12 protein-coding genes are annotated in these 13,142 nt (G+C 71.0%); 1 reads left to right on the top strand and 11 read right to left on the bottom strand.

What is annotated here, in order from left to right:
- Position 1: 1 nt before the first annotated feature.
- From holA to leuS, 3 genes are read right to left on the bottom strand one after another with little or no spacing between them, the layout of a single operon-like run.
- Positions 2-1,042, bottom strand: coding sequence for a DNA polymerase III subunit delta (holA, locus tag BM272_RS06615; protein ID WP_093427973.1), 1,041 nt, complete (start codon positions 1,040-1,042; stop codon positions 2-4).
- A complete protein-coding gene (locus BM272_RS06620) occupies positions 1,039-1,560 on the bottom strand; it encodes an LPS-assembly lipoprotein LptE (protein WP_159433032.1) in 522 nt (173 codons plus the stop codon). Before BM272_RS06620 ends, holA begins: the two co-directional genes overlap by 4 nt.
- 2 nt (positions 1,561-1,562) lie before the next feature.
- Positions 1,563-4,019, bottom strand: a complete 2,457-nt coding sequence (gene leuS, locus BM272_RS06625) for a leucine--tRNA ligase (RefSeq protein WP_093427975.1) — start codon at positions 4,017-4,019, stop codon at positions 1,563-1,565.
- Positions 4,020-4,348: 329 nt separating this feature from the next.
- Here leuS and BM272_RS06630 point away from each other — a divergent pair, with 329 nt between their 5' ends.
- Complete coding sequence (locus BM272_RS06630) at positions 4,349-4,876, top strand: zinc ribbon-containing protein (RefSeq protein WP_093427976.1); 528 nt, start codon at positions 4,349-4,351, stop codon at positions 4,874-4,876.
- Here the strand turns inward: BM272_RS06630 and lnt are convergent.
- The 8 genes from lnt to BM272_RS06670 form a co-directional block, all read right to left on the bottom strand.
- Entirely contained in the window at positions 4,851-6,353 is a 1,503-nt protein-coding gene (gene lnt / locus BM272_RS06635) for an apolipoprotein N-acyltransferase (RefSeq protein WP_093427977.1), read from the bottom strand. The two genes, BM272_RS06630 and lnt, sit on opposite strands and share 26 nt — an antisense overlap.
- The gene (locus BM272_RS06640; RefSeq protein ID WP_093427978.1) at positions 6,346-7,236 is read right to left on the bottom strand and encodes an HlyC/CorC family transporter; all 891 of its coding nucleotides are present in this window, start codon (positions 7,234-7,236) and stop codon (positions 6,346-6,348) included. The genes lnt and BM272_RS06640 overlap by 8 nt, the downstream gene beginning before the upstream one ends.
- A complete protein-coding gene (ybeY, locus tag BM272_RS06645) occupies positions 7,229-7,711 on the bottom strand; it encodes an rRNA maturation RNase YbeY (protein ID WP_093427979.1) in 483 nt (160 codons plus the stop codon). Before ybeY ends, BM272_RS06640 begins: the two co-directional genes overlap by 8 nt.
- Positions 7,708-8,685: a PhoH family protein gene (locus BM272_RS06650; RefSeq protein ID WP_093427980.1), complete on the bottom strand. Its 978-nt coding sequence runs from the start codon at positions 8,683-8,685 to the stop codon at positions 7,708-7,710. The genes ybeY and BM272_RS06650 overlap by 4 nt, the downstream gene beginning before the upstream one ends.
- Positions 8,686-8,702: 17 nt before the next feature.
- On the bottom strand, positions 8,703-10,049 hold the full coding sequence (miaB, locus tag BM272_RS06655) for a tRNA (N6-isopentenyl adenosine(37)-C2)-methylthiotransferase MiaB (protein WP_093427981.1): 1,347 nt from the start codon (positions 10,047-10,049) through the stop codon (positions 8,703-8,705).
- Positions 10,050-10,179: 130 nt separating this feature from the next.
- Positions 10,180-11,745, bottom strand: a complete 1,566-nt coding sequence (locus tag BM272_RS06660) for a methyl-accepting chemotaxis protein (protein WP_093427982.1) — start codon at positions 11,743-11,745, stop codon at positions 10,180-10,182.
- Between the two features lie 141 nt (positions 11,746-11,886).
- Positions 11,887-12,222, bottom strand: a complete 336-nt coding sequence (locus BM272_RS06665) for a DUF4389 domain-containing protein (RefSeq protein ID WP_093427983.1) — start codon at positions 12,220-12,222, stop codon at positions 11,887-11,889.
- Between the two features lie 50 nt (positions 12,223-12,272).
- Positions 12,273-13,019, bottom strand: coding sequence for a biosynthetic peptidoglycan transglycosylase (locus tag BM272_RS06670; RefSeq protein ID WP_093427984.1), 747 nt, complete (start codon positions 13,017-13,019; stop codon positions 12,273-12,275).
- Positions 13,020-13,142 lie beyond the last annotated feature (123 nt).

Here is a 13,142-nt window from a genome sequence, read left to right on the forward strand (position 1 = left end):
TCTACTCCCGTCCCGTCCGCGGCCGGCGCGGGAAGAGGGTCCGGCCGGCCATGATGAGCGCCAATTGTAGCAATTCGTCCCAGGCGGTGCGTAGCGCTCCCCCCTTCAGGGAGTCGTCCACGCCGGCCAGCCGGGAGAGGACCCGGCGCCAGCCCCGCACCCCCAGTCGGCGGGCGGCGGCAATGACCACGGGCCGGCGGTTCTTCCAGACCCCCAGGCGGTCGGCGGCGGCCCCGGGATCCTCGCCGGCGCGGGCGGCGGCGGCCACGGCGGCGGCGATGCGCGCCTCCCGGGCCAGGACCCAGAGGACCAGGGGCGCCTCGGTGCCCTCCTCGCGCAGCCCCTCCAGGACCCGCACGGCCCGGTCCGGCTCACCGGCCAGGGCCGCCTCGCCCAGATCGAAGAGATCGAAGCGGGCGCTGTCGGTGACCACGGAGGCGGTATCCCGGGCATTCAGCGGCCCCGGGGGCTGGATGAGGGCCAGGCGGTCCACCTCCTGGGCGGCGGCGGGGAGATTGCCCTCGGTGCGCTCGGCCAGCAGGGTCAGGGCATCCTCCTCGGGCTCCAGGCCGCGGGCGGTAAGGCGCGCGGCCAGCCAGCGGCGCAGATCACCGCCGGTCACCGGCCAGACCGGGACCCAGACGGCCGCCGCCTCCAGCTCCCGGAACCACTTGCTCTGCTGCACCGAGCGATCGAGCTTGGGCAGGGTCAGCAGGAGTACGGCATCCGGCGGCGGGTTGGCGGCCCATTCCCGCAGCGCCCGCGCCCCGGCCTCGCCGGGCCGGGGGCTGTCCAGGCGCACCTCCAGCAGGCGGCCATCGCCGAAGAGGGAACCGGTGGCCGCCCCGGCGGTGAGGGCCGACCAGTCGAAGTCCTTGCCGGCGTTGAAGACCTCCCGGGCAGTGTTCCCGCGTTCGCGGGCGGCGGCACGGATGGCGTCGGCGGCCTCCAGGAGCTGGAAGGGCTCGTCCCCGCTGACGAGATAGATGGGGTCCCCGGTGGAGGCCAGGCGGTCGGGGAGCTGCTCCGGCTGGAGCCTCACTCCGCGCCCCCTGCCGGACGGGTCTCCTCCCCGGCCCGGGCCTCCATCTGTCGCAGGATGGCCATGGCCAGGTCCCGGCGCATGGACTCGCGCAGCCGGTCCACCTCGGAGCTCTTGCCCAGGACGTTATCGGGGTCGAAGAGGAATTCCCGGGTGCGCTGGGTGGTCTGGCGCGGGATGAGGGTCTCGCCCTCGGCGTCGGCGACCTCCCAGGTCACACCCTCGATGAGTTCGTACTCCAGCGCCCGGCCCTCGCCGTCGGTGGAGAGCGTCCGCTGCTCCTGGATGCTGGAGAGGATGCGCAGGGTGGCGGCCTCCTGCTCGCTCTCCGCGCCCACCACACGGGCCCCGGAACCGCGCAGGCCCAGCGTGATGGCCGAGCGGATCTGCTCGCTGCCGCCGGTGACCCGGACGGTCTCCAGCGCCGGCGGCAGCTCGAACCCGCCCCGGAGCTGCCAGCCGCAGCCGGCCGGCAGCAACAGGAGCAGGGCGAGGCAGAGCGCGGCGGCGCGGGCCACGGTCAGGCGGCGACCACGTTGACCAGCTTGCCGGGGACGACGATGACCCGCTTCACCGTCTTCCCCTCCAGGTGGCGGGCGACGTTGGGCTCGGCCAGGGCGTCGGCCTCGATGGCCGCCTGGTCGGCGTCGGCGGCCACCTCCAGCTCCCCGCGCACCTTGCCGTTGACCTGCACGGCCAGGGTCTGGGTATCCCGCGCCAGGGCGGACTCGTTTACCTCGGGCCAGGCGGCGTCCACCACCGGCTCGCCGTGGCCCAGGGCCTGCCACAGGGTATGGGTGATGTGGGGCACCACCGGCGAGAGCATGACCACCACGGCCTCCAGCGCCTCGCCCAGGACCCCGCGGCGGGCTGCGTCCTCCCCCGCCTCGTACTTGTAGAGGGCGTTGACCAGCTCCATCACCGCCGCCACGGCGGTATTGAAGGTGTGGCGCTCGGCCATGTCGCCGGTGACCTTGGCGATGGTCTCGTGGACCTTGCGCCGCAGGTCCCGGGATTCGTCGTCCGGCATCTCCGCCGGTACCGGCGGCACCGGGCCGGCCTCGGTGAAGTCGCGCACCGCCCGCCAGACCCGGCGGAGGAAGCGGTTGGCCCCCTCCACGCCCTCGTCGGACCACTCCAGGGCCTGATCCGGCGGCGCGGCGAACATCATGAACAGTCGCGCGGTGTCCGCCCCGTGGCCCTCCACCAGGGACTGCGGATCCACGGTGTTGCCCTTGGACTTGGACATCTTCGCCCCATCCTTGAGGACCATGCCCTGGGTGAGCAGGTGCTCGAAGGGCTCGTCCCCCGGCACCAGGCCCTCGTCCCGCAGTACCTTGTGGAAGAAGCGGGCGTAGAGCAGGTGGAGGATGGCGTGCTCGATGCCGCCGATGTACTGGTTCACCGGCAGCCAGTAGCCGGCGCGCTGGTCCACCATGGCCGTGTCGCTGTCGGCGCTGGTGTAGCGGGCGTAGTACCAGGAGGACTCCATGAAGGTATCGAAGGTGTCCGTCTCCCGCCGTGCGGCGCCGCCGCAGCTCGGGCAGGTGGCGGCGAGGAAGGCCTCATCCCTGGTCAGCGGCGAGCCGGGCTCGGTGAGGGTCACATCCTCCGGCAGGCGTACCGGCAGCTGGTCCTCCGGCACCGGCTGCGGCCCGCAGTCCTCGCAGTGGATTACCGGGATGGGGGCGCCCCAGTAGCGCTGCCGGGAGACCCCCCAGTCGCGCAGGCGGTACTGGGTGCGGCGTCGCCCGCGGCCGTCGGCCTCCAGGCGCTGGATGGTCGCCTCCTTGGCGGCCTCCGAGGTCATGCCGGTGAACTCGCCGGCCTCCACCAGCACGCCGGGCTCGGTGAAGGCGGCCTCGGCGGGGTCCGGCGCCGCCCCCTCGGCGGGCGCCACCACCGGCCGGATGGGCAGATCGTAGCGCTGGGCAAAGGCGTGGTCCCGGGGGTCGTGGGCCGGTACGGCCATCACCGCCCCCTCGCCGTAGGTCATGAGGACGAAGTTGGCGACCCAGACCGGGATGGTCTCGCCGGTAAGGGGATGGATCGCCTCCAGCCCCAGGGGCAGGCCGCGCTTCTCCTGGGCCTCCACCGCCGCCTCGGAGGTGCCGGTGTGGCTGCACTCCTCCACGAAGGCGGCCACCTCCGGATCCCGGGCGGCCACCTCGGCCACCAGTGGGTGCTCCGGCGCCAGCCCCATGTAGGTCACGCCCATGAGGGTATCCGGCCGGGTGGTAAAGACGGTGATGGGCTCGTCGCGGCCGGCCAGGTCGAAGACCACCTCGGCGCCCTCGGAGCGGCCGATCCAGTTGCGCTGCATGGTGCGCACCTGCTCCGGCCAGCCGGGGAGGTCGTCCAGGCCGTCCAGGAGTTCGTCGGCGTAGTCGGTGATGCGCAGGAACCACTGCGGGATCTCCCGGCGCTCCACCGGGGTGTCGCAGCGCCAGCAGCAGCCCTCCACCACCTGCTCGTTGGCCAGCACGGTCTGGTCGTTGGGGCACCAGTTCACCGCCGAGGTGGCGCGGTAGACCAGCCCCTTCTCCATGAGCCGGGTGAAGAGCCACTGTTCCCAGCGGTAGTAGTCGGGGTCGCAGGTGGCGAATTCGCGGTCCCAGTCGTAGCCCAGCCCCAGCTGCTTGAGCTGGCCGCGCATGTAGTCGATGTTCTGCCGCGTCCACTTCGCCGGCGGGACGCCGTTGGCGATGGCAGCATTCTCCGCCGGCAGGCCGAAGGCGTCCCAGCCCATGGGCTGGAGGACGTTGTAGCCGCGCAGGCGCTGGAAGCGGCTGATGACGTCGCCGATGGTGTAGTTGCGCACGTGCCCCATGTGCAGCCGCCCCGAGGGGTACGGAAACATGGAGAGGCAGTAGTAGGGGGGGCGGTCGGGGTCCTCGGTGGCCCGGAAGGTCCCCTGCTCCTCCCAGTACTGCTGGGCCTCGGCCTCGACGCGGTGCGGCTCGTACTGCTCTTCCATCGGTTGATTCGTCCGGCGGGTGTGGAAACCGGCGAATATACCCCAGCGCCGGAAGGGGCCACAACGGCCCGGCGCAGGCGTAGAGGGCGGGCGCCGGGTCGGGTTAGCGGGATCGCGGGGCCACGGCGGCCAGGGATGGCCGCCGTGGAGCGCCAGGGACGGTCCTCGCGTCCCCGCGAGCCCGCTAACCCGACCCGGCGTCCACCCTCCCCGGAACGTCGACGCCTGGCGCCACAACCCGGACGCACGTTGCCACCATCGCCCCGCCGGTCCAGACTGACGGCGAAAACGGACACACGCGCGGGCCCGCCCGCGACGAGAGGAGAACCATGGCCGAAGAAGACAACCAGCAGCAGCGCGAGCGCCACGCCCACGGCTACGACCGGATCCTGCAGCGCGCCCGGGAATACCTGGACGAGTTCGAGGAGCATGCCGGCGACGCCGTCGCCACCGCCGTGGACCGCGCCAAGGAGCGCAGCCACGAGCTGGGGGAGCTATCCCGCGAGGAGGCCGAGCGGATCGGGGAGTACGTCCGCCGGGACATGTCCGACGCCGCCGCCTGGATGGAGGAGTCGGGCCAGGAGTTCGGTCAGTGGCTGCGCTTCGACCTGGAGCAGGTGGAGCAGCGGCTGATGGAGAACTTCCTCAAGGTCGCCGACCGCACCCGGGTGGAGCTCTCCGACCTGGCCGACCGGGCCAACCGCTTCGGCGAGTGGCACACCGGCGAGATCACCAGTGTCGGCACCCTGCGCTGCGAGGGCTGCGGCGAGGAGCTGCACTTCACCCGCACGGCCCACATCCCGCCCTGCCCCCGCTGCCACGGGACCGTGTTCAAGCGCGTCTACGCCGGCGAGTAGTCAGCCACGGGGCCGCCAGCGCCAGGACAGCGGCCCACAGCACCGGTCCGTTGCCCCAGCGGACCCAGGGCGTGGCGCCGGTCCGGGACGCCACTTCGGTGGTCAGCACCGCCGGCTGGAACTGGGGCAGCCGCTCCGCCACCCGGCCGCGGTGGTCGATCCGGGCGGTGATGCCGTTGTTGGTGGCCCGCAGGAGGGGGCGCCCCGCCTCCAGCGCCCGGAAGGCGGCGATCTCCAGGTGCTGATGGGGGCCGATGGTATCCCCCCACCAGGCATCGTTGCTGACGTTCACCAGCACCCCGGCGCCGGGTAGCGGCGCACGCACCTCCCCGCCGAAGGCATCCTCGTAGCAGATGGAGACGCCCATCTCCATACCGCCGGCGGTCAGCGGCGGCTGGCGCGGCGGACCGGGCCGGAAGTCGGACATGGGCAGGTCGAAGAACTCGATGAGCCCGCGCAGCCAGGCGTCGAAGGGGAGGTATTCGCCGAAGGGCACCAGGTGGTGCTTGGTGTAGCGCGCCTCCGCGCCCACCCGGGCCAGGGCGTTGTAGTAGCCATCCTCACCCCGCCACGGGGCCCCCACCACCAGGTCGCTGCCCTGCTGCCGCAGCTCCGCCGCCAGGGGCTCCAGCACCGATCCCGAGACCTGCTGGTAGAAGGCGGGCACCGCCGTCTCTGGCCACAGGATGAGGTCCGCACCGGCGTGCTGGCGGGACATCCGGGTATAGCGCTCCAGGATCCAGCCCCGGTTGGCCGGGCGCCACTTCTCGTCCTGGTCGACGTCCCCCTGGATCATGGCGACGCTGTGGGTCTCGCCGGTGGGCTCGGTCCACGTCGGCAGGAACAGCAGCGGCGAGGACAGCCAGAGCCCGGCCAGCGCCACCACCGGCCCCCGCCGGGGCGGCCGCAGCAGCCGCACCAGCAGCGCCGCGGAGAGGACCAGTAGCGCCGAGGCGCCGAAGACCCCCAGGATCGGCACCCAGCCGGCCAGGGGCCCCTCGCCGGCGGCGTAGCCCAGCTGCAGCCAGGGGAAGCCAGTGAAGAGCCAGCTGCGCAGCCACTCCACCAGCACCCACAATGCGGGGTGGAGCACCAGCAGGAGGGTCCCCGGCGCCACGCCGCGCGCGGTCAGGCGCCGGGCGAGCCAGGCGCCCATCGCCCCCTGGAGGGCGAAGTAGCCCGCCAGCACGAGGACGAAGGCGACGGTAAGCCCGGTAGCCAGCACCGCCGGAGTATGGCCAAAGGTATGGATGGAGACCCAGACCCAGTGGACCCCGGCACCGAAGAGGCCCAGACCGAAGGCGAACCCCCGGCGGGCGGCCACGCCCGGGCCGGTCCCCTGCCAGAGCCAGAGCAGGACCGCCGGGCCGAGGATCGCCAGGGGCAGGAGCTCGAAGGGGGCGAAGGCGCCCACGGTGGCGGCCCCGGCCAGGGCCGCCAGGAGATCCGCCCGCCAGCCGGCGGGCCGTTCACCCATCGGCCGCGCCCGGCTCCACCGGCTCCTCGCCGGCGGGGGTGACCTGGAGGAGGTGGAGGCGGCGGCTGTCGGCGCGCAGGACCTTGAAGGTCAGGCCGCCGAAGGTCACCGCCTCGTTGCGGCGCGGCAGGTGGCCGAAGGCCTTCATCACCAGCCCGCCCACGGTATCGAACTCCTCGTCGCTGAAGTCGGTGCCGAAGTGCTCGTTGAAGTCCTCGATGGGGGTCAGCGCCTTCACCGTGTGGCGCTCCCCGGCGTGGCGCAGGATGTAGATATCCTCGCCGGCGTCGTGCTCGTCCTCGATCTCGCCGACGATCTGTTCCAGCACATCCTCGATGGTCACCAGCCCGGCCACGCCGCCGTACTCGTCCACCACGATAGCCATGTGGTTGCGATTGGCGCGGAACTCCCGCAGCAGGACGTTGAGCCGCTTGCTCTCGGGGATGAAGACCGCCGGCCGCAGCGCCTCGCGCAGGTCGAACTCCTCGCTCCCGCCCCGGGCGAAGTAGCCCAGCAGGTCCTTGGCCAGGAGGATCCCCACCACCTCGTCGCGGCTGTCCCCGATGACCGGGAAGCGCGAGTGGGCGGAGTCGATGACCATGGGGAGGTAGTCGGCGGGATCGCTGTCCCGGGCCACCACCACCATCTGGGAGCGCGGGATCATGATGTCCCGGACCTGCATCTCGGTGACCTGCAGGACGCCCTCGATCATGGGCAGGGCATCCGCCCCGATGAGGTCGCGCTGCTCGGCGTCGCGCAGCAGGGCGATGAGCTCGTCCTGGTCCTGGGGCTCGGCCCCGCCCAGGGCCTGGCCCAGGCGCTCCAGCCATGTTCGCGAGCGCCCGCCCTCCCTGGCGGCACCGTTGGTCGCTTCGTCACTCATTCGGGTGGCGTTCCTCGTAGGGGTCGGGATAGCCCAGGGCCGACAGGGCGGCGATCTCCTCGGCCTCCATGGCCTCGGCCTCGGCATCGTTCTGGTGATCGCGGCCCAGCAGGTGGAGGGTGCCGTGCACCACCAGGTGGGCCCAGTGCGCGATGACCGGCTTGCCCTGCTCCCCCGCCTCGCGCTCCACCACCGGCGCGCAGATGGCGAGGTCGCCCAGCAGCGGCAGGGCGACGCCCGGCGGCGCCTCGAAGGGGAAGGAGAGGACGTTGGTGGCGTAGTCGCGGTCGCGATAGTCGCGGTTGAGCTGCCGCCCCTCCTCGGCCCCGACAAAGCGGACGGTGACCTCGGCGGGGGCGGTGTGGCCGGCGGCGGTGAGGGCCGCGGCCACCCAGGCGGTGAGCTGGCCCGGCGAGGGGGGTTCGTCCGCCTCGCCGGCGGGGATGGCGTCCTGGCAGTCGACCTGGACGGTCATGCCGGGCTCCCGCGGTCGTAGGCGTCGACGATGCGCTGGACCAGGGTATGGCGGACCACGTCCCGGCTCTGGAAGAAGGTGAAGCCGATGCCCTCCACGTCGCGCAGGATCTCCACCGCCTGGCGCAGGCCGGACTCGGTGCCCCGGGGCAGGTCCACCTGGGTGACGTCGCCGGTGATGGCGGCGGCGGAGCCGAAGCCGATGCGGGTGAGGAACATCTTCATCTGCTCGCCGGTGGTGTTCTGCGCCTCGTCCAGGAGGACAAAGGCGTCGTTGAGGGTGCGGCCGCGCATGTAGGCCAGGGGCGCGATCTCGATGACGCCGCGCTCGATGAGCTTGCCCACCCGCTCGAAACCGAGCATCTCCCACAGGGCGTCGTAGAGCGGCCGCAGGTAGGGATCGACCTTCTGCGCCAGGTCCCCGGGGAGGAAGCCCAGCCGCTCGCCGGCCTCCACCGCGGGCCGAGTGAGGACCAGCCGCTTGACCCGGTCCTCCTCCAGCGCCTGCACGGCGCAGGCTACCGCGAGGTAGGTCTTGCCGGTCCCGGCGGGGCCGACGCCGAAGTTGATGTCGTTGGTGAGCAGGCCGTGGACGTAGCGCGTCTGGTTGGGGCCGCGCGGCCGGATCATGCCCTTGCGGGTCTGGAGGGTGCTCTCCGGCAGCCGCTCCTCGGTATCGGCCGGCGGCGCGGCGGCCTCCTCTACCCCCGCCTGCTGGAGGAAGAGGTGGACGCGCTCGGGAGTCAGGCGGGAACGCCCCGCCTCGGCGTAGAGATCGCGCAGCACGGCATCCGCCGCGGCGATGGCCGGACCGTCGCCGAGGACGCGGAAGGCGTTGCCGCGATTATTGATCTCCACGCCCAGGCGGGTCTCCACCTGGCGCAGATGCTGGTCGAACTGCCCGCAGAGGTTGGCCAGACGTTCGTTGTCGGCCGGCTCCAGGAGGAGGTCGTTGCTCTCGAGGGTTTCGGTCAAGGCACTCTTCGAGGGGTTCAGGCCCGTTGCCGCTGCCCTTCCTCCGCGCCGGCGATCTCGCCGCGCAGGGAATTGGGCAGGGCGTCCGTGATAGTGACGTCGACGAAGCCCCCGATCAACCCCGGATCACCGGGGAAGTTCACCACCCGGTTGTTCTCGGTGCGCCCGGCAAGCTCCTCGCCCCGCTTGGAACGGCCCTCCACCAGGATGGACTGGCGGGTCCCGACCATGGCCTGGCTCAGGGCCTCGGCCTGGCGCCGGATCTCCGCCTGGAGGAGGTTCAGCCGCTCCTTCTTGACCGCCAGGGGGACGTCATCGGGCAGGTCGGTGGCCGGGGTACCGGGCCGGGGGCTGTAGACGAAGCTGAAGGAGTGGTCGAAGCCGACGCTGCGGATGAGCTCCATGGTCGCCTCGAACTCCGCCTCGGTCTCGCCGGGGAAGCCGACGATGAAGTCCGAGGAGAGGTGGAGGTCCGGCCGCGCCTCGCGAAGGCGGCGGACGATGGAGCGATACTCCAGGGCGGTGTGCTGGCGCTTCATGCGCGCCAGCACCCGGTCCGAGCCGGACTGCACCGGCAGATGCAGATGCCCCACCAGCTCCGGGATCTCGGCGTGGGCCTGGATGAGGCTGTCGTTGACGTCCACCGGATGGGAGGTGGTGTAGCGGATGCGGTCGATGCCGTCGATGGCGGCGATGTAGCTGATGAGCACGCCGAGGTCGGCGGTATCCCCATCCGCCGTGGGGCCGCGGTAGCTGTTGACCGTCTGCCCCAGGAGGTTGACCTCGCGCACCCCCTGCTCCGCCAGCGATGCGACCTCGGCGATGACATCGTCGAAGGGGCGGCTGATCTCCTCGCCCCGGGTGTAGGGGACGACGCAGAAGGTGCAGTACCTGGAGCAGCCCTCCATGATGGAGACGTAGGCCGACGGCCCCTCGGCGCGCGGCTCCGGCAGGCGGTCGAACTTCTCGATCTCGGGGAAGCTGATGTCCACTACCGGCGCGCGCTCCCGCTTCACCTCGGTGACCATCTCCGGCAACCGGTGCAGGGTCTGGGGACCGAAGACCATGTCCACCCAGGGCGCGCGCTGGCGTAGCGCCTCCCCCTCCTGGCTGGCCACGCAGCCGCCGACGCCGATGATCACGTCGGGGTTGGTCTCCTTGTAGGCGCGCCAGCGGCCCAGCTCGGAGAAGACCTTCTCCTGCGCCTTCTCGCGGATGGAGCAGGTATTGAGCAGGAGGATGTCGGCCGCCGCCGGGTCGTCCGTGGGGGTGTAGCCACCCCGTGCCAGGACATCGGCCATGCGCTGGCTGTCGTGGTCGTTCATCTGGCAGCCGTGGCTGCGGATGTAGAGCTTGCCACCCATGGATCTGCTATTGCCTCTAGTACATGCTCGGGAGGAGCCCCCCGGGGCCAGAGAGCCGCCTCCCGGCCTCCCGCATCGCCCCCTGGCTCCGAGCCCGGGATTAACCCGACAGGATAGCGCGTAACCGGGACTACCGGAAGCGCCGGATGAGCTGTTCCATATCGTAGGAGAGATCGGCGAGGCTCCGGCTGGCCTCTTCGGTCTGGTTGCTCGACGCCACCGTATCCTCGGCCCGGTCGTGGATACTGGTGATGTTGTGGCTGATCTCCTCCGCCGCCGAGGACTGCTCCTCCGCCGCCGAGGCGATCTGGTTGTTCATGTCCTTGATCCGCTCCACGGCGCCACTGACCCGGGCCAGGACCTCGCCGGTGTGGCTGGTCTGTTCCACGCTGTTCTGGGCGCGATCGCGGTTGGTCTCCATGATCCCGACCACCTCCTGGATGCCGTTCTGCAGCCGGTCGACCATACCGCGGATCTCGCCGGTGGAGTCCTGGGTGCGGGTGGCCAGGGTGCGCACCTCGTCGGCGACCACGGCGAAGCCGCGGCCGGCCTCCCCGGCCCGCGCCGCCTCGATGGCCGCATTCAGCGCCAGGAGGTTGGTCTGCTCGGCGATCTCGTTGATGACATCGCCCACCTTGCCGATACCCTTGCTGTCCTCGGCGAGCTGGTCGATGGTCCGGGCGGCGTGTTCCACCTCCTCGGCCAGGTTGTCGATGGCCAGCACCATCTCGGTGATGACCAGCTTGCCCTCGTTGTTGGCCTCGTCGGCCTCGTTGGCCGCCTCGGAGGCGGAGGCCGCGCTGCGCGCCACCTCCTGGGTGGTGGAGGTCATCTCGTTGATGGCGCTGACCACCTGCTCCGTCTCCTGCTGCTGCTCCCCCATGGTGCGGCTGGTGTGGTGGGCGCAGGTCGCGGCCGTATCGGCATTGCCCGCCACGCTGGCGGCGGCATTGCTGACCCGGTCCAGGACGGTGAGCATGCGCTGGCGCCGCGCCTTCATGGCGGTGCGGACCTGGGCCGGCTGGTCGTTGGCGCCGGCGTAGACCCGCCGCGCAATGGAGTCATTGATCACCCGGCTGCTGTAGTCGGCCAGTCGGTGCATGGGCCGGCCCAGCCAGTAGCCCAGTCCCAGCCCGGCGATCACGGCGTACCCCACCCCGGCCGCCAGGGCCATGGGGCTCAGCCCTGCGGCCAGGCCGCCGGCCAGCAGCGGCACCGCCATTCCCGCCAGGGAGAGCCCCATGCGCGTATGCCAGGGGATCAGGGTCCCGCCCACGCGGGGCGATTTGCCGGCGTTGATACGCTGGTAGAGGTGCTCCGCCCGGCGGACGTGGACCGGGTCCGGCTTGGTCCGCACGGACTCGTAACCGACGATCTCGTCGTTCTCGAAGAGCGGGGTGACGTAGGCATCCACCCAGTAGTGGTCGCCGTTCTTGCAGCGATTCTTGACGATCCCCATCCACGGCTGGCCAGCCTGGAGCTGGTCCCACATGTCCTGGAAGGCCGCCGGCGGCATGTCCGGATGGCGTATGACGTTGTGCGCCTTGCCGATGAGTTCGTCGCGCTCGAACCCGGAGGTCTTGAGGAAGTCCTCGTTGACGTGGGTGATCCGACCTTTCGTATCCGTGGCAGAGATGATCACCCAGTCCTCGGGGTAATCGAAATCCTTCTGTGTCACCGGCTGGTTGTTCTTCATGCTCGCTCCGGGTTCCCTGTCGGTCTTGGGCGCCTACTCGGGTCGGATGTTACCAGAATGTGTCCATTTCTGGACCGTCTGACTCAGGCATCTGGCCGAATACGCGCCACTTGCCCGATTGGCGAGGCAATGCCAGCCGGTTCAATACCCGTCGTTGGTCGGGTCATCGCCCTCCGGGGGAGCCGGTGCGATGCGCTCCGGCTCGGCATCGGGCCAGTTATCGAAGGGGAAGGGGCGGGAATCGCTGGCAAAGGTGAGATAGGCCACCACCCGGCGCAGGTACTCCGCCAGGCCGGCGCCGAAGACCGCAAGACGATCGTTGCACTCCCCGGTAACCAGGCGGAAGAGGAACTGGATCACGGCCACGGCCGCCAGCAGCAGTTCCGCCAGCTGGAAGGCAATGGCGAAGATGACCATGAAGACCAGGCGCTTCCAGGTCGATGACTCGCGCAGGTTTGAACGCAGCTCCGGTTCCATGACTTCCTCGATTCGGTTGCACGGTTTCCCAGCATAGCGCGCTGCCACAACTAGGGGAACGGCCGCATCCGCTGGCGCAGCGCGCTCAGCCGCCCCTCGAAGGCGGCGGTCCGCGTGGCCGGGTTGTGGCGACGGGGCGAGGGCAGGGTTGCCGCCAGCTGCAGGCTGCGGGAATAGCCCAGCCGGGAGGCGGAGATGCCCCAGTAGTGGCGCGCGGCGGCCTCCACGCCATAGATCCCGGGGCCGAACTCGGCGATGTCCAGGTAGAGGGTGAGGATACGGCCCTTGTCCAGGTGCCACTCCAGGGCCAGCGCCAGGACCAGTTCGTGCCACTTGCGCAGGAAGTTCTGCCCGCCGTGGAGGAAGAGGTTGCGCGCGGTCTGCTGGCTGATGGTGCTGGCCCCCCGCACGATCCGGCCGGCCTCCCAGTTCTCCCGGGCGGCGTTGCGCACCGCCTGCCAGTCCACCCCGTAGTGCTGCCGGAAGCGGGCATCCTCGGACGCCACCACCACCCGCCGGACCGTGGCCGACTGACCCCGGCGCCCCACCGGGACCCAGTGCAGGGTCTCCTCGGGATGCTCGACGCGGTGCTGCTGGATATAGGCGGAGACCGGTGCCGGACCGGCGGCCAGGGCATCGAAGTCGGGCCAGATCCGGCTCAGGTAGAAGATATCCAGGGCCGCCAGGAGCAGCAGCAGGTGGGGCAGGCGCAGGATGGCCCGGCCCACCAGCCACGGGAGCCAGCCCCGCTTGCCGGCTCCCGACCCCCTCAGGCGCCGCCGCGGTCCTTCCGCCACTTTGCCCCCCCTTCATCACGTCCCCGAACCGGGAGAAAGGGTATCAGACCCGCCTGTCAGACCGCCCAAAAAAACGGGCCGCCCCGGAGGGACGGCCCGAAGTGTCGATAGGGAGGTAATCAA

It is taken from the genome of Thiohalospira halophila DSM 15071 (assembly GCF_900112605.1).
Classification (GTDB): domain Bacteria; phylum Pseudomonadota; class Gammaproteobacteria; order Thiohalospirales; family Thiohalospiraceae; genus Thiohalospira; species Thiohalospira halophila.